A 23,287-nucleotide genomic window follows, 5' to 3' on the forward strand; every position below is an offset into this window, starting at 1 on the left:
TTAATGACGCAGCTTTATCGCGCTGAAATGCAGCCCGACATATCCTTTATCGGTGTTGGGCTTGAGCCCGAGCGCCATTTGACCCGCGAAGCAGAGAGGGCGCTTCAAGAGAGCCGTGTGGCCTTTCACCTTACGGCCAGCCACGAATTCATTTGTGACTTGGTTGGCGGCACGGCGGTCGATCTTGGCGATCATTATCGCAAGACAGCCTCAACTGACGCCTATACTCAGCAAGTAGAGATGATTTTGTCCGAGTTAGGCAACGGACCTGGGGTCGCCTTTGTTACCTATGGGCACCCGATGGTGTTGGTTGATACTTGCCAAAGTTTGCTATCCCATTTGCGCACGATCAGAGGCACTTGGCGGGTCATTTCTGGCATCTCAAGCGTTGCCGTTATGTTGGAGCGGTTCACGCTGGATATTGGACTTGCCGGCTTGCTGGTGATTGAAGCCAACAAGATGGTGATAAACCAGGTTCGGCCCAACCCAAGCGTTGCGAGCTTTATCATGCAAGTGGGCGCCTTCGGCGCGCTGGATCTGACGCTCGCTCGGCGCAACCACCCAGATCGATTTGTGAAACTGCGCGATTATCTGCTGCAAGATTATTCGCCAGAGCATCCCGCGGTCTTTATCACATGTGGCCATCTTGAGGGTATGGAGGACATCATGCATCATACCACGGTGAACGACATGGCCGATGATGCAGATCTCATCCACACCGGTATGAGCCTCTATCTGCCGCCGGCGGCACCAAATCAGGATGACCGCATCATACGTGAGATGTCCAATCCGCAGAACGTGTTTCACGAGGGTTAAGGCATGGCGCGACACGACAAGTTGGACGCGATTTTCGTTTCGGCTCCGTTCTTTCCCGCTTATGGGCCAAGCTATGCGATAGAATATCTCGCGGCGCTTTGCGGCATTAATGACTTGTCCGTTGAATGTGCGCATTTGCATCATGACTTCGGTGTGGACCTTCTGTCACGAGAGCTTTTGGAATTGTATGATGGGCTGAAATCGATCCGTTATCTCGGTGACTTTCTGGTTCTTGCCCGATGGTCGCCCAGCGAGGCGGGTGCGATCTTGCAAGAGATGAAGACCACGGTGCCACAGGCGCCCGCGCTTACGTTGGAGCATCTGCACCAGTTTTTTGCGGCGTGGAACACCTGCATGGATGCGTTCGTGGCTGACATCTTACGAAAACGACCTCGGGTTGTTGCGTTCTCGGCCACGCATTATCAACTGGTTGCGTCGCTGTGGCTCGCCGAACGAATCAAAACTGAAGCACCCGATATCAAGATTGTGCTCGGCGGTTATCTGGGAAGCCTTGAGACCTGCCAGGATCTGTTAGATCGCCATGCAAGCTTGGATACCATTGTCTTCGGCGAGGGCGATGAGGTGATCTCTCAGATCATCCAAAGCTACAAGGCCGATGACCCCGTTGACCGCATCATTAGGGGCGGGCGGACAAAGGTGCTGAAAGCCAGACCGGATTACAGTGCTTATTTGCAAGCTACCGCCGTGACCGAGACTGACAAGTCGCTAACCTCGGTCAGCTACGAGTTGTCGCGGGGATGTTACTGGGACAAATGCGATTTTTGCAATTTCAATGTGGCCTATGGCCGGTTTCGCAGATTCGAGTCGCAGGATGTTCTGACGCAGATGGAAGAGATTTCGGACCAATACGGAATCAAACGGTTTCATCTATTGGATACCAGTTTGCCACCCGCTTTTGCCAAACAGTGCAACGGGCGAGGGGATGCCGACTGGGATATTTTTGTAGAGATTATGGCTGATTGGTCAGCGAATATGCTGTCTGCATTGCGATCCTTTGGGGTACGCCGTGCCCAGGTTGGAATCGAGAGCTTTAGCGACGATCAACTTGCCTCGATGAACAAGGGAATGACGGTCGCCGACAATGTGGCGGCTTTGACAGCCTGCCAACAGGCGGATGTCTCGCCGGTCTATGGCCTTCTCATTGGGCGACCAGGCGATACCGCTGCGCACTACGAAGAGAACTTGAAATTTGCCGAGGGAAACGCGCATCTTCCACCCCCGCGATATATTTCGGAGTGTGATATCAGGCCTGGAAGCCCTTTGTTTCGAGACCGCGAGCGCCTGGGCATCTCTATTTCGTTCCAAGGGTCCGCGTTTGAACGTGTTTTACCGAAGGCAGACCACAATTGTGAGTTGCGCCCAAGCAAAGTGACGGTTCAAAGCCTGCAGACCCCAGAGATCAAAAAGCAACGTAGGCTGCTAGAAATCGCTGTGAATGATTGGCGAGACCAGCATATGCGGATGGCGGCGGAATGACGTCTGGCGAAGAGAACGCTCCCTCCGTTTACGAAATGCAACATGAGGTCTGGCCCGGTTGGGCCGATGGGGATTTTGGAGCGGAAGAGGACGCCGCGCAGATTTTGGATCTGGTCGAACGTTCAACTCCGGGTCGCGCGCTAGACTTAGGATGTGGTTCTGGGCGGCTTTCTTGTGCAATGGCCAAGCTGGGCTGGCGCATCGACGGGGTTGATATTTCCACACATCTGATCGACCGCGCAAGACGTCGCGCCGAACGCCATGGTGTCGCCGGCACAACCAGTTTTGAGGTCGCAGACTTGCGCCAGTTCATCCCGCAAGAACCCTATGAATTGGTCATCCTTTGGGACTCGGTGCTTGCCATCTGGCCGTGGGGCGACGCACGCCAAACGCTTGGGAAAATATGTGAGAAGAGTGTTTCGAGCGGCGGGCACTTAGTAATCGGGCAGCTGAATCCGGCCTATTTCTCAAAGCGTCCCGATTTCAAGGTCGCATTCGAAAATCCCGCCATAGGGCCAGGCAAATCTCGCCGCCACTACCAATACGACACTGAGACCGGGGTCCTTTGTGACGACGTAAGCGTGTCTCACGATGGAGTTGTAAGCCGGTTGCCAACTCAGTGCCTATTCTTGGTGCCGCCAAGCGACATTGAAGGCACGCTTTGCGGTCTTAACTTTGCAGTACACGCTTCTATCGGGTCCGCGGATTGGGTATGGCCCGATCAACGACGCGCGGCAGACCAAGACGCAGCGCAGTTCATTTTGGTTGGTCGCAAGACATGACAGAGCAGAGCTTTCGCGTTCGACTGTCGTTTTGGGGAACCGAGACCGAATACTATTTCCCAACGCGCGAAGACGCAGAGCACATCGCGAATTATTTTGCAGAGCATCTCAGTGCTGCGGTCGAGCCAAAGCAGAGCTTTTTTTTCCGCACCAGCCGTGGCGGTTTCATCGCCGGCCTCACAGACGAGACCGTTGAGAAAGAAATCTGGCACTTGGTTGAAGGACAAGACTGGGTGCTTTGGGACCGTTTTGAGCAAAAGTCGAAGCGGGAAACGCCGCTTCCTCCTTTCACGCTCCCGCCCTTAAGTACGGATTATGGGTTCTTTCATGCGGCGGCGCTTGCAACGCCTGATGGGCATGGCGGGCTGTTTATGGGCCCCTCTTTCAGCGGTAAGTCTGCACTGTCACTGAAACTCGCCTTCGCGGGGTGGGGGTTGTTGACTGATGACCTTGCCGCCATCCGGGTTGAAGATCGCACAATCCAGGCCTTTCGTCGTCCCATTGGAATCCGCGATAACACCTTTAACCTAGTTCCTGAGCTTTTGGCGGCTGTCGCCGGGAATACTAAATCGACAAAGATCGATTTTGGAGATGTGTCGACGCATATGGTACATGCCTCGGCCTTGGGTCTGCCATGGTTGCCCAATAAAACCCCCCTGCAGTTTCTTGTGAGCCTGTGCAACGAGCCAGGTCAAGGACCGGCCATGTTGGTTGATTGTCCCCAAGAGGACAAAATTCGCACCTTGCAAAAGAACCTCAACGGCAATCAGCTTCCTGTTTGGATTAAGGGATTGCCATGTTGGACTCTGCGCTATGACCTCGAAACGCAATTGGATCAGGTTGCGTCATGCCTGAATAGCAAATTGGAGAGCTGCCATTTCTGAATTCATCCAGTCCCCGGAACAGGCGCTTGCGGTGCGCAGACGGTGTAGCCACTCGGTCGATTTTGATTTTTTCGGTGTGCCAGTGCGTTTGCATGTCACGTCAGACCACGAGGCAAAGCAGTGGAGATATTTTTATAAACATCATCTCAGCGCAACGACCGTGCCCGAGATTGAAGTGTTTTTCGAGGTGATTGGATCAACAAACAGTTTCATCGAGAGTATTTTTCGCAAGAACTACTCTAGGAAGGCAATGTACCTGGCCCAAGACAACCATTTACAGCTGTGGGCTGCGTTCGACGAGTGGAGCTCCGTTCCGTCGCCCTTGCCGCCCTATACCCTCCCTCCTCTCAACAAGCGTGTGTGGGCGATCAATGCAAGTGCCGTGCGCACCGCCAGTGGGCGCGGGATCATCTTTGTTGCGCCTCCCTATCAAGGCAAGTCTACCATCGCCAATGCGATCGTGCAGGCGGGGGGCGCGCCGCTTTCGGACAATGTCACGATGCTGGATCGGCAGCGCGCGAAAATCCTTCCCTATCTGACCCCCACAGGAATTCGCGAAGAAACCCTGAAGAAACTGCCGGGTTTGGAAGAGGCCGTCGCGAATATGCATATGCCCTTTGTGACGGTCTCAGAGGTAACCGGTACGGTATACCTTCTCCATTTTGATGAAATCCAAGACTGCGCCCCCCCAATCGCTACAGATGCAGATATGGTCGTTTTGTTGCGAGATGTGGGGCAAGAACTGGCAGGGAGTTACCGTCTATCAACTTTGACGCCAGATGGGGCGAGGCACCGCCTCGAGCAGCTCGTCGTCGATACCAGCATCCCCGAGGTCGAGATTCAAGACAACCTGAGCAAGTTGCTCAACACCGCGCAATTGCGTCAGCTGGATTTCGATTTGTCCACCTGTGATATCGGAGGGCTCGTTCGTGACTGCTTTGGATAACGCAGTGGAGGCCTTTTTGCGCCAAGGGATCGTAAAGATCCCGAACGCATTGGATTTCGGGTCAGGAACCCTTTTAAACACATGGCGCGAAGAGGTCGCCTTGGGCTTGAGCAATACGCCACCTGGCTTGGTTGCCCCGACGCCGACCAAGAAAGTGGTGCTGAGCGAGGTTGCGCCTGATCTTTGGGCCCTATGTGAAGCGCTCTTGGGCGGTCATGACGCCGTCGAAGATGCGTGGCTCACAAATGGCCCTGTGGCCAATATTGGACCAAATCTCGAGCAGGCCTTTGGCTGGCATATTGATGGGGATTTTTTTCGCCATTTCATCAACTCACCAGAGCAAGGGTTGCTCATGATCGTCTTGTGGACTGATGTGAACGTTTCCTCTGGACCCACTCAGGTGATCTTGGATTCCATTGGCCCCATCGCCCGTGCCCTCAATGCAAATCCAGAAGGCGTCTGGCAAATGGACCTGCCATACAATGAAATTGTCTCAGACAGCCAAGGAGCAGCTCCCATCGTAGGCCAAGCTGGTGATGTTTTTCTCATGCACCCTTTTGTGGTGCATAGCGCGTCGCCGAAGCTGGACCCCGGGATCCGGCTTATTTCGAACCCCGTCGTGAGACGCAAATATCCGTTCGATTTGCGAGACGGCGGCGACTGTCCAGTCGCGCAATTTACGCTTTCACAGCTCGAAGGCGCCGAGCTAAACGTACCGCGCACTCAAAAGGACGGGTGGGTGTTGCCTCCCCGAATGACCCGTTAAGCTGCCTAGGCACTTCAAAGTGCACCAAACTTACACCGACTTACGTCGATAGTGGACGAAAGGTTTCGCTATGAAACATGGTGAGAAAAAGATGGAGGTTTAGGTATTCATCAAGTTCAATGACTGCGGTTTCCCGTCGCGAACCCACTGCAGATTCTCGCCACTGTGTTTTGCGTCAATTAGTCTCTTCAATCGCGGTGCGCCAAGTATCAAATATCTTTCATCAATGTGCAACTAGAACACCTTTGGTCACAGAATAAACTGCAGATTAAGGCAACATGTAGCTGCATTCAGCTTCAGGCAAACCTTTGCAATCCTGGGGCCAATCCCCACTGACGCAAGGATGGCTGCGACCGTCTGCTTCCATGCACGACTAGTTGCGAGTTAACGGCAAAATGAACTCTCTTGGCGGCATGTTGAATGTCCGGTTTTGAAAACGACAGCGGGACCGCTCCCAACTGTACAGAGAGACTACTTTCTGCCCTGCCTGTTAGAAAATCATGCCCGCACCCTATCCAGCAACAAGCTTATGACCATCATCTTTCCGTAGCATCGCTTCCATATCGTTCAAACCATCAACGGCAGAGCGCATCTGCGACTCGTCGCCTACGCCCGCTTTCTCGGTATCCCCAACCTGGCCCCCAAAATCCATCTCCATCTGGCGCTGTGCCTCGGCAACAACGGCTTGAACGACAGGCGCGGTCTTCTGTGGAAAAACATCCGGTTGGCCTGACGATTGGCTGTCAACAGCCTCGCGTGCCCTATCCACATCGACTTCAGATCCACGGGGCCCGTCCGATGGCGGTGTCATCGGCATGGCGCGCGCACTCGGCGGCAGCGTGCCCTGCGACCCACCTCCTCCCGGCTTCGGAAACGGCAACTCCCCCGTCTGCGCCGCATGGATCGCCTTGAACAGCCGGTCGTCAAAATATTGGATCCGCTTCGCCCGGACCGGCATTTGCGCATCGATCACCATGACGATCTCGTCGAGCGGCAGGCGGCGGGCCTCGTCTTCAGGGAGCAAGGAGCTTTCTTCGGTCCGTGTTGATTGGCTGCGCCCTTCAAAGGGGTTCTTGCCGATGGATTGCGACCGCGTGACCACGGTCTTCGTGGTCTTGCCGACCGCCTTGCTCAGCTCTTCGACGGTCTTTTCATCTGAAGGTGTCAGGTAGAGCTTCACCCCCGCATTGCCCTGCAAGGCGCGGCGGGTGTTCTCGCCGTAGATTTCATCGAGGGCGGGGATGGTTTGGGTGACCACGGCCAAATGGCCGCGATAGGTACGCAGGGTCTTGATGCTCTCGACCACGATGGGCATCTTGCCGAGACGGTTGAACTCGTCGAGCATGATCATCACTGGCCACGGCTCGTCTGGCCCGGGATCCTTTTCCTGCATGGCCGAGAGCAGGTCGGAGAAAAACAGCCGGATCAGCGGCGCGAGCGGCTTCACCATCAGCGGCTGGACCACGAGATAGACCGAAAAGGGCTTCTTGCGGATCGTGCGGAAATCAAAGTCCGAGACTGCCGTCGCCTCATCGATGGCCGGGTTCTGCCATTGATCGAGTCCGGAGGTCATCAGGAGCGAGACGTAGGAGGTCAGCTTATCGTTGTTGGTCGAGGCCAGCCGCGTGAAGATCAGCTTGGCCGCCCTGTTGTCGACCTCATGGCCCCGCGCGAAGTATTCCTTCTGCTTGTTCCCACCCGAGGCCGCGATCCGGTAGATCTCGCCCAAGGTGGGGCGCTTGCGCTGGAAGGCCAGCAGGCCTGCCGCCACGAAGAGATCGATCCCGCCCTTGAGGAGGCCCTGCACCCGGTCGTTGTCGCTTTGCAAGAAGAGCGTCGCCAAGAGCTGCAATTCCATCTGCTGGCGCGCGGGATCTTTCAGTTCGAAGATGCGCAGGAGCGGATTGTAGCGATGCGTGCGCTTGCCCTCCCAATCGGTGGGGGCAAAGCGATACACCTTGTCGCCTTGGGCTGCGCGGTGCCGAGCCGTGGCCTCGAAACACTCGCCCTTCACATCGAGCGTCACGGCGGAGCCCTGCCAGGTCAGCAGGTTCGGAATGACGAAGCCCGTGGTCTTGCCACGGCCCGTGGGGGCCACGATCAGCGCATGGGGGAAGACCTTGGAGCAGATGTAGTTGGCGCTGGAGCCCGGCGGCCCCAGCTTGCCGAGGATGAACCCGGTGCCCGGCGCCCCGAAGAACCCATTGGCCTTCATCTCGCGCGCGCTCTGCCAATGGGTCTGGCCAAACCGTGTCAGGGCGGACCCCGAGAGGGCGAGGCTCAGCATCAGCCCAGCGGCGGCGAAGCTGCCGACGATCAGGTGAATAAGTTGCGCGTCCTCCGGGCGGCGATCGAGGATCGCCAAATAGTTCTGCGCGATATAGGCAAAGTCGATCTCGGCCCCGAAGCCGAGATCCTGGTAGGTCAGCACCGCCTAGGCGATGGTATAGCCCATGGCCCCGGTCACCAGCAGGACGCCCGTGGCGATCCGCGCTTTTCCCATGGAGGCGCTCAATGGACCTGTCCCCGCTCGGTCTCGCCATCCACGTCAGCGGTGCGGTGTTTTTCGTATTCGGCGTCGGCGAGTTCATCGACCACCTGGCGCAACGCCTCGGTGTTGGCCGTCGCCGCATCGGATTGCAGGTAGACCTTGGCGACATAGAGCCGGTCGAGACGGTCCTCGAGAACCTTGTCCAACGCGTCGGCATCCCCGGATGTGAGCCGCTCAAGTTGACGGTCATCCAGCACCCGCGCGACCTCGGTTCGGAAAGCGTCCCGCTCCGCCTCGGTCTCGAAGGGCGCGGACAACTCCCCCGCCCGCTCATGGTCCAGGACACGCGCAATCTCGTCTGCGAGGCGGTCGGTACGGTCAGCCTGCGGCGCAGTTTCGCCGCGGGCTGCGAGGAGTGCGTCGCGCGTGCCAGACCCAAGCCCGTCGCGCATCTCGGTTTCGAGGCGGACCTGATTGATGGCCTCCGTGTCCCGGATCTCGACGACGGCGGCATAGGTCGCGCCGAGCCCGCGGGTGCGGTGGGACGGCATGTCCGGATTGCGTTCCTTGAAGTCATCTGCGACAGCATCCGCAACGGGCGTACGGAGATCGCGTCCCTCCATGATCCTGTCGACCTCGCGGGTGATCTCGCTGGCGCGGTTCGGATCGGTGATGGTCTCCCTGTAGGGCTCGGATCGGTCGATCACATCGCCAGGGCGGGCGAGCAGGTCCGGATGTGCCTCGAGATACGCGCGCTGCTCCGCCTCGATCCGGCGCTCTGCCCGTGAGACCACCTCCCACTCCCGATCCTCGATCTGCTGCGCGGTCAGACCCTCGGCGCGCATCTCCCGACGGATTATCCCTTCCATCTCCCGCACCGCGTCCTCGTGATGGTGGAACCGATCGCTGACCGCTTCCGCTTCCATGACGCCATCCCGGCGCAGCACCTGTTCCTGTCCCAGAAGCGTGCCAAGCTCGACATGCACATCGTTGAGAATGTCGCGCGCCTGTTCCAGATCGGCGCGTCGTTCGAGGTTAAGATCGCGGGCTTCAGCAACCTTGGAGAGATCGTCAGCGATCCATTGATGCTCGAGCGCCGCATTGGAGGCCCCGGTCTCGATGCGGGCCACCACTTCCGATGTGCTGATCCCGGTGCCCCGCAGAGCTGCATCGAGCCGCGAGCGCAGGCGCGGCTCGGCGAGACGCTCCAATTGGCTCTCTTGGATGTTTGCCTCTGAGTAGACCCCGCCCTCCGACGGCACCTCAGACAGCGTGCTCGAACGCAATCCGAGCGGCTGCATGTGCTGGACCTGCGTCTGGATCTCGATGAGGCGTTTTTCCAGCACGGGACGTTCCGCGTCAGACTTCTCGACGATCATGCCCTGCACCCGCGCAAGCTTCTCCGCATAGAGGCTTCTCAGATCCTCGAAACTTTGATCCTCGGCCATATACACGTCTCCTGTTCGGTCCACCTGTCCGCCATGCGCCAGCACGTCGCCCGCGCGGAAGAGGGCCGTGGCAATGTCTTCGCGGCCCCCCGGACCTCGGAGGTCTCGCGGGAGGCCTCCACGGCAAGCGAATGGTAGACAGTTCTGGTGTTGGCGATCTCTGCCAGTGTTCGGGTCAGGTCGGCCCCCACACGTTCCCGCTCGCGGGGCGCGCGCCCCTCTTCTTTCGCCGCATAGACCTCGCTGGTCCGGGCGGGGTAATGCATGAGCCCCCGATCCACCCGGCGCGTGGCTTCCAGCCGCACGCCGTACTTCTCCGCCTCCTCGACCATGGCGAGGCGGAAATCGTCATAGTTGAAGCGATGGTTGCGCCCCAGAAAGAAGAACTCGCCTTCCTGAGACCGACGGTTCAGCACCAGATGCGCATGGGGGTGATCGCGGTCCTCATGCACCGCGATGATGTAGTCGAAATGCCCCTCGTCCGTCTGGAAGAACCGCTCGGCCACGTCCGTCGCGATGTCGCGCACATCCTCGCCACGCGTGCCAACTGGGTAGGACATGAGCATATGGGTGGTCTGGCCAAGCTTGGGTTTGAAGCCCGCATCCCACCGCTTGGCAAAGCGCTCGGTGAGGTCCTTGATGTCACCCGCCTCGAGCTTCGTCTTGCCATCCAGAAACCCGCTCGAGTCCACGATATGGGTGGACTTGGTGGTGAGGTAATCAAGCTGATTCATCAGCTGCGATTTGGTTTGCGTGCCCCCGCCCCTGATCGCCTTGAAGACCGCCGGGCGGTGCCCTGCCGCGGCGCCCACAAGCTGGCTCTGCTTGGCCACGTGCAGCCCCAGCATCGAGCCTCGGATGCGGCTCCAGCCGTCCCGGAAGACCTCGCCTGCAACGGCATGAACAGCATCATTCAGCCGCATGGGCAAACTCCCTCAGCGCGGCCGTGGCCTCCAGCTGCATCGCGTCCCGACGGCGCCGCAGGAGCAGGTCGATCTCATCTGCACTGTCTAGGATGAACCGCGCCAGTCCGCGCATCTGCGCAAGGCGCAAGGCGCAATTCGGTGAACTCGGCACTCGTGCCACCATCGGCCCCCTGCCCTATCCGGTTGGCCTTCGTCATCTGCTTGGCGATCTGCGCGACCCCATTGCCGACCTCGTGCAGAGAGGCCCTGCAGCGCGCCATCTCGGCTGCCACCTCCGCATCCGGAACGAACACCCCGCCGGCCGCCTGAATGAGCCGCCGCAGCCCCTCGGCCCGGCTCTCGATCCCCGCCTTCGCCAACACCTCGTCGAGCGCCGCAAGCTCCGCAGCCGTGACCTTCACACTGACCGCTGAGACCGGGATCGCAGCATCCGTCTGGCGCTCGGCATCTGCTTTGAGCGTGTACTGAATCGCCCGCACCGACACACCAAACCGATCCGCCAGCACTGAAGTCGACACACCTTCCGCAGCTTCGCGAACGATCTCCATGCGCTCCGTATCGATGAGGCGTTTTGAGCGAGACATGCGAAGAAAGACCCCCTATTTCCTGCCACCTTCATTCAAGGCTGCCCCCATCCTACATTAGTATACCTATACTTCAATAATATATTTTAGGCGGGGCGGTTGGTTGGCAGTCTTGAATTCCGTTTCGAACCGAGCGCCCGGAGGGCGCGAGGACCTCAAGTGCCTTGCGGGGAAGGAAAAAGGACAATCCGTTCAGGGTTGGTATGGATCACCCGACACCATGAGCGCGAAGCGGGTATCCTCCTCATGAGAGGCTACCCAAGCTGGCAGCTTTTAGACTTTAGTTCCTTCGTGATTGGTCAGCACCATTGCGTCGGTCACACTGACGAAGAGTGGAGTGACCTGTTAGTCTTCATCCTCGCGTTCAGGCGGAGCGATAGCGACGATTGCAGCCGCCGGTTCACCGTTCAAGAAACAAGAGAACAGGGCAAAGTATTCGAACTGTCCAGATGTCAGCGCCTCGAAGGCGCTGACGTGTTCTGCTCGAATGTTGGTACTCATGCGATGATCCCTCCAGTGATACGCGCTTCATCGGCATAGACGCTGATCCGGGCCTTCGCCGTGAAATGCAGGTCGCGCTCAACCGGGAGGCCGAGCTTTCCGCGAAGGGCCTTGAGCTCTGACATGCTGACCGAGCCGAGTTCAGGATATCCGAGGCCCAAGTCGCAGAGACCAAAGGCAAGGTCGGGCAGGTCCGGGTCGATCTCCGTGAGAAGCCATGTGGCCCCGGCATCAGGTGTGAAGAGCTTCACGACAGGCAGGTGATCGATAGTGTCTTCACCGGCTTCCATTCGGGCCTTGTTGGCGCGGCCATGGGCAATGAGTTTGTTGAGGATGTCTTTCGGGATGAGGTCCATGGGTCAGGTCCTTTCATGTTCGGGTGAGGCGCTGAGGGAGGGCCATCCGCCCTCCCCGGGTAAGGCGGTCATTCGACGACTGGTTCGTCGTCAGCCTTGGGCTCAAAGAGGACCAACTCACCATTCACCGGGTTGGCGAAGAGCTGGATTGTCATAAAGGACTTGGCGCCCTCATTTTGAGGGAATGCGACGCCGACCTTGTGGAAGCGTGTCTTGCCGTCCTTGCCGGTATCGGGGGTGGTGACTGTGTAGTACTTGGCCATATCGGGCTCCTTTCGTTTCCGATGCAAACGGGAACACGGGACCGTTGGGACCGGCTGTCAGGCGGAACTTTGCTCCGCGCGGAATGGCTGCGAAGCAGACAGGGGAAAGTTCTGCTTGAAGAGCGCTTGCGACCGTCAGACAGGACAGGTCACGGAGATTGCATCAGTAAGAAAACGACAGGAGCCCGATATGGCGAAAGACGGCCAACCGCCCAATGCGAACTGCGAGGACAAGACCGGATTTCTCAGGCACAACGCCGGTCGCAAGCGGGGGCAACGTCCTTCCTGACAATCCGCTCTTCGTCCTGCTAAAGAATGGCATGGTCCACCTTCGTGATATTGCTGACGACGATCCAGTCCCCGATCATCCCCGCTTCCTGCGCGCGATGGAACTGACTCTCGCCTACGCGCGTGACCACGGCGGGAACGACCTGAGCCAGACCAAGGCCTTCAACCTAAAATTCGCGCACCGGATGGCAGAAAACTCACCCTGGCCGCGCTTTCATACGACCGAGTTGATGCGGGTAAATAAGGTCCTGAACGAGTGGGACGTGCGGACAGCCAGACGGGTATGGCCAACACGGGGGAGCGAACGCGACCGGCGCGGGCAGGCCATTGCGCGAGTGGCGGCATGTGCCAGACCCGCGATCCCTTGCTCGCACGGGGAGAAACCCGGCGGCCGTAAAATAGGCGAAGCGGCCGACGCTCAATGCTCTCTACAAATGAGAATCCGAGGGAGGTGCTGGCCTGGCCTCGATATGGTCAAGCGTCGGAAAGCCGCTCCAAGGCGGTCATCAGGGGCACGGCACGCACACCGCCCTGCCCCGGCACTTCGCGGGTCTCGGCGTAGACGAGGATCCGCTCGGACACGTCCAGTTCCTCGGCCGCAATATGGAAGCCCCGTGTGACCTTCGGCTGCGTCGTGCGCTTAATCTCGATGGCCCAAGTGTCTCCACGCGGGAGTTTCAGGATCAGGTCGATCTCTGCCCCGGCTGAAGAGCGGTAGAAACTGGCCTCTGTTCCGCGCGGCGCTGCGGCGATCAGGGCCTCGATGCAGAAGCCTTCCCACGACCCGCCGACTACTGGATGGCCAAGCAGGTCTTCGATGGTTCCGATTCCGAGCAGCGCATGGGTCAGGCCGGGATCGCGGATGTAAACCTTGGGCGATTTGACCAGTCGCTTGCCCGCATTCGCGTGCCAAGGCTGAAGACGACGCACCAGCATCAAGTCGACCAGCAGATCGAGGTAGCGCACCACGCTTTGGCCCGAGACCCCGAGGTTCCCCGCAAGCTTGGCTGCGTTCAGCAAGCCGCCCTGTTCGTGGGCCAGCATGGTCCAGAACCGACGCAAGGTTTCGGCCGGGATACGCAAGCCGAAGGACGGAATATCACGTTCAAGATAGGTGCGAATGAAGTCTTCTCGCCATGTCAGGCTGGCCCGGTCTGTTTTAGCGAGGAAACTGTCGGGGAACCCGCCACGCAGCCAAAGGGAGGTTACGGCATCCACCCCAACTTCGGACGGCATGAACGGCGTCAGTTCGTGGTAACTCACCCGACCGGCCAGCGACTCGGCGCTTTGGTGCAAGAGCGTATTCGAGGCAGACCCCAGAAGCAGGAATTGCCCCGTCCGGTGCCCCTGCCGCCGCCTACGGTCAATCTGACCCCGTAGTGCCTTGAAGAGGTCCGGCATCAGCTGAACCTCGTCGATCACCACCAGCCGCCCGGCCTGTTCGTCCAGATAGAGATCGGGCTCCTCCAGCACCTGCCGGTCGGCGCGCCTCTCCATATCGAGGTAAACCGCATCACGGCTTTCAGCGATGTCTTGCGCCAAGGTCGTCTTGCCAACCTGCCGAGGCCCGAGCAGGACGACACCTGCCTGATTTTCCAAGGCCTCCTCGACCAGTCTTCTATCAGCACGTTCGATCATACCTTGCATTTATTCCATATGTTGGAAGATTTGCAAGGTTTTTGAGGCTACCAAGGCCATATTACCCCCCTGCCCCGCTCAATCGACCGTAGAAGCTGCGATCAAGGTGTAACTCCCCAACCTGGGCCCGCTCGACAAGCCCGCGGAGGTATCCGCCGGGAGATTTAACCTCTCCAGTCGTGGATTTGTCGAGGATGAGGGCGATGGAGGCAGCCGCGACCGCCGGCCCCAAGACCCTATTCGCCACATTCCAAGCATCTTCGGAGATGCCAACGATTGGCCTCAGTGCCGCAGCTGCCCGGTGCACATCGTTCCAATCTCGCATAAAGCCTTGAGACCCGCGTGCCATCTCTGCAAAATGCGGACAGGAGGCCATTAGCGTTGGCACATCAATGTCTGAACTGCGTTTATTGGTATGGGTACTCCAACTTATGTCAAAATCAACGTCTTCTGACTTCTCATCCGGCTCCACCACTGGTTTTTTGGGCGCAACGCTTGCCGCGTGCTTTGTTTCAAAGCGATTACTAATTACAGAATTAGGTTCATTTGTAGTTCGTATGTGGGTCTCATTTTCGAGACTCGTGGGTTTCATATTTATAGTTTTCTTTACTTCACTTGATGCCTTTGAAGACTGTGTAACATCCGTTTCAGTCGGCCAATCAAAAGCCCTTTCAAAAGATTGCTCAACAGAAGCCAAGAAGGCTTTGATGCGGTCCAAATAGCGCTCAAGCCCCCCTGCCCTCTCAGATCGCGCTGGAAGACCCTCCAGAAGCTCTCTGAACACATCCAGAAGGTTCGACCATGGTCCACGCAGGCCCGCTTCTAGCGCCTTCTCGATCTTTGCGCGGATCATGCGCCGCGTGACGGTGATTGCGTTACGCAAGGACGCACAGAGCGCTCTTTCGGCCTGTAGGTGCTCGTAGAGCGCCTCAAACTCCTCTGCACGTGCGGCCATGGGCGCTAAATCAAAGCCATAGGCCTCGACAATCACACCATCCGCATCTCTACGCCCCCAGCGTTTGCCATTGGGGCTGTCTTTCATTGAAATCACCCCAACTTCGCAGAGCCGCCGCACATGGCGCCTCAGTGTGGCTAAAGAGAACCCCGTCTGCTCCATCAGGAAGTGGTTGGACGCCCAGACAATAGGCCGCCTGCCCTGCTCCCAGTCCTGAGGCTGTGTGACAGCTCCAAAGGTATCGAGAAGAAGCAGGTCTTGGGATTTCAATCCGATGGCCGCAGCGACTTTCTTCGTTGCAACGATCGCCCGTGTTTTAGGTATAGTTAACTGTTCGCCGACTTCTGCAAACCGCTGGGCTTGTAGAAGTTCCGGCGTCGGCTTGCGCCAACCGCTCTGTGTCATGCCTGTATTTCACCTCCGTGGTTTGTGGAGGCAAAAGGATCCCGTTCGCCTAATCGACGTTCTTTCGTTGACAGTGATTCGCGGGAGCGGTATCCAATAGGTGTCTAATCAATCGGATAAGCTCTCGGGCCGCTTTGGCTTGGGGGCTTTTCTTTTGCCTCAGGTCATGGTGTCGATGTCTCCTCAGATTGAGCGAGATAATCCGCATAGAGCTGATCGAGGTTCTCTGAGAGAAACTCCCCAAACCCAGCAGAATCCTTAGATGTCAGCGAGATATTGTAGGCGCGACCTGTGCGACCAACGACGCCCTTGATACGGCCTTCTCCAGCCGTCCACGTGCGCTTTGCTGGCGCTGCCTTGGCGCTCCGCCGTTTGGGCACCCTGCCCGCTTCGGCCACCTTGCTGTGCAAAATTTCGAACTTCGTATCGCTATCCAGCTGATCAAAGCCATCGGTTGCCAAGATGCGGTCCGCAACTTTGACGTTGGCTTTCTCTGTCATCAGCTTCTTGAAGTCTTCCCAACGATCACGGCCGATCTGTTTTGCCGGTCCAATCGCTTCAATCAAGTGCTCTGGAACGGTGCTCGCAACCGAGAGCATGCGCGATAGAAGCGTTCCATCGATTGTGAGGGCCTGTTGAACGATGTCTTTGTCTTGGCCAAGGTCGCGAAGGTTCTTAGCGAACAAGGCCTTTTCAATGAAGGACAAGTCAGCACGTGCCGTATTCTCTTGGCCCTGCGCAAGGACATGCGCGACATCATCCATGTCTTTGACAATAGCGCGGACCGGACGGCCCAACGCGCGCGCAACTCGAACGCGGCGATGCCCAAAGACAATCATGTACCTGCCAGTGGCTTCTGGATGAGGTCGCAAGAGAACCGGCGTATCTTGACCGCTCGCTGCGATCGAACTCTTCAGCTCATCAAATGCGTCGTCATCGCCACTCAGGCGATCATTGACAAATGACGCATCGATCAGATCGGTATCGATCTCGACTATGGTTTCGCCTTCGAGCAAGCGCTTGGAGTTTTCGGCAAGGCTGTCGATGGAAACCTTCATAGACTTTGACGCACCGCGCATTGCATAGCTCGAGCGTTCGGACCCAGACGTGCTTTGGGCAGTGTCACCCATCACGGATTTCAACAGATCTTTTCTAGCCATGTTGCTCTCCCAAATGCTTGTGAGTCCGGCCGTTTGCACGGCTGTCAAAACCAATCTGCACGGCTGTCAAAATCATGGCAGATCCCGTCCCCATGCTTGGTGTACAAGATCAACGATTTCGTCATTCACGGCATTCAAAGACGTCATCGCACGATCGTAAGTCGAGCGCACGAACTGCGCGCGTTCGACTTCGTAAAGCGTCTGCTTGGTAATCCCTGCATCAGAGATTGCTGTCGACTTTACCATCTGCGCGCCAAGCATTTGATCGGGGAACATTGCCTGCAAAAATCCGACCATTTGCTTTTGAGGTCCATCGGTCGGCTCGAACCGTGTCACGAGGTATCGGAACCACTTCAGCTTCATCTCTGCCCCGGCTTCTCGGATGGTCTGCAGAATACCGCCAAGCATCAAAAGAAACTGGCTCATGGACATCACGTCCAACATCTGAGGATGCACAGTCACAAGCACAGAAGTAGACGCTGTAAGGGCGGTTAGAGTCAGATATCCGAGCTGGGGAGGGCAGTCGATGACCACAACATCGTAGCGATCATCAACTTCCTCGAGCGCTTTCGAAATGCGCGTGAAAAAGGCGCGGCCCTCGGAAGGATCACGGCTTGTGAGAGCTACCGGTGTGTCATACTCGTATTCCTGCAGATCAAGACTCGCTGGCACAATATCCAGGTTCGGAAAATTGGTCGGCTGAATGACCGTGCTGATCGGTTGGCGCTCATCGTCATACCGCAATGTCTCATAGAGGGACGAAACAGAGTCTAACTCAGGCTGAATGCCATGTAGCGCCGTAAGCGACGCTTGCGGATCCAGATCGATTGCAAGTACGCGGTGCCCCTTGAGCGCGAGGTGCTGAGCAAGGTGCGCGGCAGTCGTTGTTTTGCCGGACCCACCTTTGAAATTGACGACCGAAATAACATGTAGCTCATCACCCTCGGACCGCCCCGGTAAGTAACGACGTTTGCCTGGGCGCCCATTGGCATCGAGATAAGCGCGCAACTCCAACATTTGCTCAGCAGAATAGGATCGACGTCCGGACGAGGAGGTCTCAGGCTCAGGGCCTTTGCCCTCGAGATGTAGCTTTTTGATGGTCGACTGCGTCACACCGAGGAAATAGGCGACTTCCGCCAAGGAAAACTGGCGCAATCCCTTTTGAGCATCGGGTGGATACTGCTGCTGACGCAATATATTGAGGCGATCAGAAATCAGTTCTCCCTGCTGGAGAATGATTTCATCAAAGGGTATATTGCCTTTGTCGCCTTGGAATGGTTCTGATCCCATGCTGCCGCCTCGCCTAATATCGCTTTTAGCGCGATTTCTATCGTTAAACTGTGACTTAAACCGGAATCGGCTTATCCACAACGATTTTCTTGAACGACCACATCGGGCAGAGAGGGACAGAACTCTCTAGGCACTAACACAAGAGAACGTGGAAGGAGTACGATTAAGCACAAGATATTGCTCAATCCGAAGGCTTTGAGAGCAGTCATGGCAACGCCAAAACGCGCTGACCTCACCTAACATAATGTTTTACCTATTATTTTCTAAATTGCACGGCTGTCAAAAATTAGCACGCCAAGTATCGGCCGCCTATTTGCAGGCACCGAAGACCGTTGATCGAAACAGTAAGCGCTACCCAGGCGCTTCCAGAAACGAACGGCAGGGCACGCGCATGCCATTCACGGACTCTCGGATCCGAAACACGACCTGGAAAGCTTCTCGTTCAGAATCGGGCGAACCGATTCTCATGACCGCGCCGGAAGCGCTGGCTGGCAGCGCCAGCCAGCTCGTGACCTTAGGCCGCGTCTTTCGGGCCCCAGGGGATGACGGCCTGCATTGCCGGATCCTCCTGATTTGCAGCCTTGCCGAGATTGGCATTGAAGCCGTGATCACGGATCGTCAGCGTGAAGTAGTCAGCCCCGGTATCGGGGTTCTGCTTCTTCCAGATCCCGCCGCATTCGACCAGGCGACCGCGTGGGGAGCGACCAAGGACACGATGGGTCGGTGCCATCGGGTTGTCGCTGCCGACGGGCTCCACGGTGATGTCGAGATCGAAGGTCAATGTCGAGATCGAACCCAGGCCCTTGGCGGTCTCGATGTCAGCGGTTTCAAACTTGATGCAGTCGGTGGTCATTGCCGTGTTCCTTTCTTGGTGTTGCAGTGATGGTCGAAAGGCAGGGCCGATGAGATGAACACACCGAAGGCGGAGCGCAGCGGAGAAGGGCAGGGGGGGCTGGATTTTGGTCCGCGCGGAATGGCGCGACGGGGCAGGGGAAAATCCTGGTCACCGCCCTTTGTGGTCAGGGCAGGCCCTGCGACTAGCATGTCATGCAACCCCGAGAAAGGCGCGGCCAGTGACTGCTGCATCCTTTGATCGCGGCACCGGGTTCGCCATGGCTGGGCGTCCCGTTCATGCCAACGGGTCGAACTCCGAAACACGCCGTTGCGCCCATGCGAGCCAATCACGGGCAGGCAAACCATCGATCTCCTCCGGAAGGACGCTACGCTTTTCGAGAACGGCGGATAGGAAAGCCCGCAGGCGCTGTGCCTCGTGCCAATCTGCCGCCCGGCTCCGCAACATGTCCCATCGCTGTTCCTCGATCCGCGCCAGGCGTTGCGCTTCCTCCCGGGCTTGCTGCTCTGCCTCGTATTGCCTTTGCCGTTCCTCGCGGTCCTGCCGCCACTGAACAAGCGCGGGACCAACACGGTCAAGTCCTGCCAAAACCGATGACAGAAGCGCATCGGCCTTTACCTTGTCGGTCTCGATCCATTCTTTCTTCATCCCTTCAACAAAGTAGGTCGTGATCGTGAACCGAAGAAATCCCGACGGAGCAAGACCTGCATTGTGTTGATGTGGGAAGGCTGTCCAATCGCGCGGCCGATCAGCGAGTTTCCCGCGAAACTGCCGCATCTTCTCAACGACGCGCATCTCGAACGTTTCGCCAGATATTTCCAGCTCGAGTTTGCCGGAAACAGCACCTCCCAGGACACGCCCAGTCCTTGCCTCGAAACTCTTAAGAAGGGCGCTTGTGACGCGAAACCGGTACTTGTCGCGTTCGGTGAGATCAGCAGGCACATATAGTGTGCCCCAAGTCCTGTGTCGGCTCACGCGTGCTTCAGACCTCCATTTCTTTTGCTCCGATCGGTGGTCCTCGACCCAAGCGGCGACAACCGGGTGTAGGTTGCGCATGGTCACGGGTATCCTGGCTGGAACGATGTAGTGGGCCGCGTCATTGACTCGAGTGGCATGTGCGCGGGCAAGTCGCTGCAGCTTGCCGCTCGTCCCAATGCGAATGGCGTTGCCGTCAGACCCTTTTGGAAGTGGTATGGTTTCAACGGGCTTACCTGCTGCGAGCTTCGCCAATAGCCACGCGGGGCCCTGGGGATCGAATGCTTGGCGCAAATCTTCGCCAATCCTTGGTCTGACAACCCGAAATCCTCGGCAACCTTGGTCATCGGCTTTGACCAAACCAGTTCGTAGAGCTCAGTCCGGGTAATTTCACGCATCGGAAGCGGCAACCTATGAATAATTTCAGAGGCTTACCCTATGGGATTGGTTTCGTGTGGCGTCAACTCTCGGCGATCTGCGTTCGTCATTATCAACTGCCATGCAACGCCCAGGCGGTGCTCCCGCGCGGACAGCGCCGGTCCGGCGGCGGGGCAGGGGGCTTGTCCTTCTGCCCCGCCGCCGGACAATTCGAGGGATTCGTATTAGGTCGGCGCTTAGCGACAAAAAAGACCCCGCCTAAGCGGGGCCAGTTGGTCCTTCCCACGAAGGAGGGTCAGGTGCAGTCCGGCACCCATTTGTCGAGTTTGGCCTTCTGCTCCGGCGTCAGCCCCATGAGTTTTTGGGTTGTCGGATCGCTCACCAGTTTTTCCATCTTTTCAGCCTTTTCCGCCTTCTTGAGTTTCGCGAAAGCAGCGACACGCTCGTCGCGGACATCGCAGTCGAGAAACTCGCATATCAGATCGACCAGATGACCGGCCGACACCCGCGAGAAGAAGTTCTCCACCGTGGGCGTCCAATGCTTGCGGATATCAGCCCCAGCCTCGTCCGCGATCAGGTCAAAGAATTCCGCGCCACCAGCCCGATAGGGCAGGGTTCGTGTGATGGCTTCGGTGATCTGGGCATTGCGGGCTTTCTTTCCAGTCTCGCGAAACTCGGCAAACGCGTCGGGCAGGTCTTCCACCCGGGTGCCTTTCTGCCAGTATTCACTGGCGTCGATCCCATGTTCGAGACGCGGCTCGCGGGCGAACCCATCCTCAGCGCTTGGCGCATTGGTCGGGCGGTCAAGACGAATGCCGAAGACACTCTCGAAACTGCCTGAAGCTTCCGACAAACCGAAACCCAGCATGCCCAGAACCAATTCAGGTTTGGCCAAGAGGGCCTCTTGAACAGAAGCCAATCGGATCGCCTGCATGTCCGCCACAAGTTTCTGCGAATAGGGGGATTTCAGGGTATCAGGTTTGCTCGTCTGCGGGGCAGATAGAACACCTGCCTCAATGGCCGCTTTCTTATCCTCCGACCGCACCAAACCTGCGGTCACTTCAAGAGCGCCCGAGGAATTCACGAAGATGATGCAACCCGCATGCGCCTTCTGGTTTTCGGAATAATTACCGTCCAGAACGGCCTGCAGTTCTGAGAGCCGCGCCGCGCCGTCTTCGTCCAGAACCCCGCCATTGGCGAGGTCTGCCAACTCGTCGTATTCCTCGGCTTCGTCTTCGGTCAGATCACCTTCGATGGGGTAGAGGCGGGCCAGTTTCATCTGATCAAGCTCATAGTAGTTGAGCCAGGCCTCGCTGCGGGCCTCGACCCATGCCCAGGCCTGCGCTTCGCTCAGTTCGGTGCAGACCGCATCCAGCTTCTCGGCAAAGAGGCGATCCAGAAGGGCAGGGGAGGCGAGGAAAACCTCGTCGGAGAAGAGATCGCGCGTGATCGTCCCGCCCGAGGACTCATAAGCCTCGATGCCCACAAATTTGGCGCGGCGGTCCGTGGCCTTGATGGCATCGGGGTGCAGCGCGTTTTTGATAGCGCTTTCGGACACCGCTTGACCTCTGACCTGTTCCAAGAGGCTCAAGGTCAGTGCCTCGTCGTCGGAGAGGGTGAAGGCCTTGGCTGTGCCGAGGCTGATCTCTCCTGCAGCCAGCGCATCCAGCACCGGCTCGGGCAGGCCTGCCAGCGCCAGCCGTTGATAGACGCGGGCCTCGGTCACGGCGAAGGCGAGGGCGATTTCCGGCACGGTAGCCCCGCGCGATTTCATACGGCCAAAGGCGCGGATTTCGTCAGCGGGTGTCATGTCCTCGCGGGCAGCGGTCTCGGCGCTGGCCCAGTACTCGGCCTCGGCTGCATCAGTGGCCAGCTTAACAGGCACCGTTGTAAACGGATGGGCATCGGAGCGCTCAGCGATCATCTGGATCGCGCGGAAGCGGCACCCGCCTGCGACGATCCCGACCCTTCCGTCCTCGTCCATGAGACCGGCGAAATTGTGGATGAGGCCGAAGCGCTCAATGCTGTCGGCAAGGCTTTCGATATGGGCCTCAGAAACCGCTTTGCGCGGGTTCAGATCGGAGATGTAAAGCATCTCCAATGAGATTTGCAGGATCACGGCGCTGGCGGTGTCGGTCTGGATGGTTTGCTCAATGGTCATTGGATTGTCCTTTCGGATGGATGTATGGCCCGCTCGGAGCGGCTTGGGCGCTCGGCGGATGGTTCGTTGAACGGGGAGGGGAGGGGGCAAGAGCGCTTCGACGCTCTGGCCCCGAGGCGTTACCACCAGCAGGAATAGATCACGGTTGATCCCGCTTGGATTTCAGACCGCGCCCATGCGCAGAATTCGAGATCATAGTCGCGATATTCCGTGGCTTGCTCGTCTTGAAACTGGTGTCCGTAGAAGAAACCGCCCTCGCATTGGGGCAGGGCGCTTTCCTTGATCGCATGTTCGAGCGTGTCGATATCAGAGGCTTCCAGTTTCAACTCCCCGCAATTGAGATCGCAGGCTGACAGTCCGGTGCGCTCGACATACAGCGTCTCCATGAAGGTCTGCAGCTTGGAGTGCTTGCGCCAGACGAACTTGGCGCTTTCGCCTTCCTCGCCCCTTTCGGCTGTTTTGATATATGCATATTGATCGAGGCCCATGGCCTGCTCTTTTCGTGGTTAGAGCGGCGCGGTGTTTCTTTTTGTCCCGACCCTTCGGCCAGCCTTTGGTATCCGGGGTTTGCTCACCTTGAGCGCTCTCCGATCCTCACCACTCCGCCAGTGGCGGAGGCTTCGGCTGATCTGTTAGCCCGAAAAGCCCCCGTGCTTTTCGGCGGGACAGAGCAGGAGAGGGCGACAGCCCGTCCTGCGGCCGGGCGGCACCCAGACACAGGGGGCCGAAGCGGTGAAATCGGGAGGGACCCGCACGAGCCGTGCGGGAGGAACCGGATTTCTCCGGTGAAGGCTGACGCGGAACGCGGCACCAGAGCCCCTGTTCGGGGTGACGGCCGGATGGCAGGCGGACCTCAGCTCATTTGAAAACTGCCAGCTGGGTCAGAGCAAAGCGGAGACCCGGCTGACAACTGAACCAATCGAT

At 58.0% G+C, this 23,287-nt stretch carries 19 protein-coding genes and 3 pseudogenes; 7 read left to right on the forward strand and 15 right to left on the reverse strand.

Annotation, left to right across the window (positions count from 1 at the left end; genetic code table 11):
- Positions 1–3 precede the first annotated feature (3 nt).
- The 6 genes from ABMC88_RS17355 (at position 4) to ABMC88_RS17380 (ending at position 5,691) form a co-directional block, all read left to right on the forward strand.
- Positions 4–816, forward strand: coding sequence for an SAM-dependent methyltransferase (locus ABMC88_RS17355; RefSeq protein ID WP_349578143.1), 813 nt, complete (start codon positions 4–6; stop codon positions 814–816).
- Positions 817–819: 3 nt separating this feature from the next.
- A complete protein-coding gene (locus ABMC88_RS17360) occupies positions 820–2,313 on the forward strand; it encodes a B12-binding domain-containing radical SAM protein (protein WP_349578144.1) in 1,494 nt (497 codons plus the stop codon).
- On the forward strand, positions 2,310–3,095 hold the full coding sequence (locus tag ABMC88_RS17365; protein WP_349578145.1) for a class I SAM-dependent methyltransferase: 786 nt from the start codon (positions 2,310–2,312) through the stop codon (positions 3,093–3,095). Before ABMC88_RS17360 ends, ABMC88_RS17365 begins: the two co-directional genes overlap by 4 nt.
- On the forward strand, positions 3,092–3,979 hold the full coding sequence (locus ABMC88_RS17370) for a hypothetical protein (protein WP_349578146.1): 888 nt from the start codon (positions 3,092–3,094) through the stop codon (positions 3,977–3,979). The genes ABMC88_RS17365 and ABMC88_RS17370 overlap by 4 nt, the downstream gene beginning before the upstream one ends.
- 160 nt (positions 3,980–4,139) lie before the next feature.
- A complete protein-coding gene (locus ABMC88_RS17375) occupies positions 4,140–4,925 on the forward strand; it encodes a hypothetical protein (RefSeq protein ID WP_349578147.1) in 786 nt (261 codons plus the stop codon).
- Positions 4,909–5,691 (forward strand): phytanoyl-CoA dioxygenase family protein, encoded by a 783-nt coding sequence (locus ABMC88_RS17380; RefSeq protein ID WP_349578148.1) that lies wholly within the window; start codon positions 4,909–4,911, stop codon positions 5,689–5,691. Before ABMC88_RS17375 ends, ABMC88_RS17380 begins: the two co-directional genes overlap by 17 nt.
- 511 nt (positions 5,692–6,202) lie before the next feature.
- Here ABMC88_RS17380 and ABMC88_RS17385 read toward each other — a convergent pair.
- The 7 genes and pseudogenes from ABMC88_RS17385 to ABMC88_RS17415 form a co-directional block, all read right to left on the reverse strand.
- Positions 6,203–8,194, reverse strand: a pseudogene (locus ABMC88_RS17385) (type IV secretory system conjugative DNA transfer family protein).
- An 8-nt stretch (positions 8,195–8,202) separates the two neighbouring features.
- Positions 8,203–9,630: an endonuclease gene (locus tag ABMC88_RS17390; RefSeq protein WP_349578149.1), complete on the reverse strand. Its 1,428-nt coding sequence runs from the start codon at positions 9,628–9,630 to the stop codon at positions 8,203–8,205.
- Entirely contained in the window at positions 9,600–10,553 is a 954-nt protein-coding gene (locus tag ABMC88_RS17395; protein WP_349578150.1) for a relaxase/mobilization nuclease domain-containing protein, read from the reverse strand. The genes ABMC88_RS17390 and ABMC88_RS17395 overlap by 31 nt, the downstream gene beginning before the upstream one ends.
- Positions 10,540–11,140: pseudogene (locus ABMC88_RS17400) on the reverse strand (transposase). Before ABMC88_RS17400 ends, ABMC88_RS17395 begins: the two are co-directional and overlap by 14 nt.
- A gap of 345 nt (positions 11,141–11,485) precedes the next feature.
- Positions 11,486–11,641 (reverse strand): hypothetical protein, encoded by a 156-nt coding sequence (locus ABMC88_RS17405; protein ID WP_349578151.1) that lies wholly within the window; start codon positions 11,639–11,641, stop codon positions 11,486–11,488.
- Positions 11,638–11,997, reverse strand: a complete 360-nt coding sequence (locus tag ABMC88_RS17410; protein WP_349578152.1) for a DUF2958 domain-containing protein — start codon at positions 11,995–11,997, stop codon at positions 11,638–11,640. Before ABMC88_RS17410 ends, ABMC88_RS17405 begins: the two co-directional genes overlap by 4 nt.
- A 68-nt stretch (positions 11,998–12,065) precedes the next feature.
- Positions 12,066–12,260 (reverse strand): hypothetical protein, encoded by a 195-nt coding sequence (locus ABMC88_RS17415; protein ID WP_349578153.1) that lies wholly within the window; start codon positions 12,258–12,260, stop codon positions 12,066–12,068.
- A gap of 320 nt (positions 12,261–12,580) precedes the next feature.
- Between ABMC88_RS17415 and ABMC88_RS18600 the strand changes: the two are divergent.
- Positions 12,581–12,808, forward strand: a pseudogene (locus tag ABMC88_RS18600) (hypothetical protein); the annotation flags it as partial.
- Between the two features lie 214 nt (positions 12,809–13,022).
- On the opposite strand, the gene ABMC88_RS17420 reads toward ABMC88_RS18600, so the two are convergent.
- From ABMC88_RS17420 to ABMC88_RS17455, 8 genes are all read right to left on the reverse strand, one after another.
- On the reverse strand, positions 13,023–14,195 hold the full coding sequence (locus tag ABMC88_RS17420; RefSeq protein WP_439655619.1) for an ATP-binding protein: 1,173 nt from the start codon (positions 14,193–14,195) through the stop codon (positions 13,023–13,025).
- Between the two features lie 52 nt (positions 14,196–14,247).
- The gene (repC, locus tag ABMC88_RS17425; RefSeq protein WP_349578155.1) at positions 14,248–15,546 is read right to left on the reverse strand and encodes a plasmid replication protein RepC; all 1,299 of its coding nucleotides are present in this window, start codon (positions 15,544–15,546) and stop codon (positions 14,248–14,250) included.
- 164 nt (positions 15,547–15,710) lie between these two features.
- The gene (repB, locus tag ABMC88_RS17430; RefSeq protein WP_349578156.1) at positions 15,711–16,706 is read right to left on the reverse strand and encodes a plasmid partitioning protein RepB; all 996 of its coding nucleotides are present in this window, start codon (positions 16,704–16,706) and stop codon (positions 15,711–15,713) included.
- 72 nt (positions 16,707–16,778) lie between these two features.
- Positions 16,779–17,996, reverse strand: a complete 1,218-nt coding sequence (gene repA, locus ABMC88_RS17435; RefSeq protein ID WP_349578157.1) for a plasmid partitioning protein RepA — start codon at positions 17,994–17,996, stop codon at positions 16,779–16,781.
- 514 nt (positions 17,997–18,510) lie between these two features.
- Positions 18,511–18,849, reverse strand: a complete 339-nt coding sequence (locus ABMC88_RS17440; protein WP_349578158.1) for a DUF736 family protein — start codon at positions 18,847–18,849, stop codon at positions 18,511–18,513.
- A gap of 276 nt (positions 18,850–19,125) precedes the next feature.
- Positions 19,126–20,118: a hypothetical protein gene (locus ABMC88_RS17445; protein WP_349578160.1), complete on the reverse strand. Its 993-nt coding sequence runs from the start codon at positions 20,116–20,118 to the stop codon at positions 19,126–19,128.
- 379 nt (positions 20,119–20,497) lie between these two features.
- Entirely contained in the window at positions 20,498–22,363 is a 1,866-nt protein-coding gene (locus ABMC88_RS17450) for a ParB/RepB/Spo0J family partition protein (RefSeq protein WP_349578161.1), read from the reverse strand.
- 119 nt (positions 22,364–22,482) lie between these two features.
- Positions 22,483–22,851, reverse strand: a complete 369-nt coding sequence (locus tag ABMC88_RS17455; protein WP_349578162.1) for a phosphoglycerate kinase — start codon at positions 22,849–22,851, stop codon at positions 22,483–22,485.
- Between the last annotated feature and the right edge of the window lie 436 nt (positions 22,852–23,287).

This window comes from Sulfitobacter aquimarinus (assembly GCF_040149565.1).
Lineage (GTDB): Bacteria > Pseudomonadota > Alphaproteobacteria > Rhodobacterales > Rhodobacteraceae > Sulfitobacter > Sulfitobacter aquimarinus.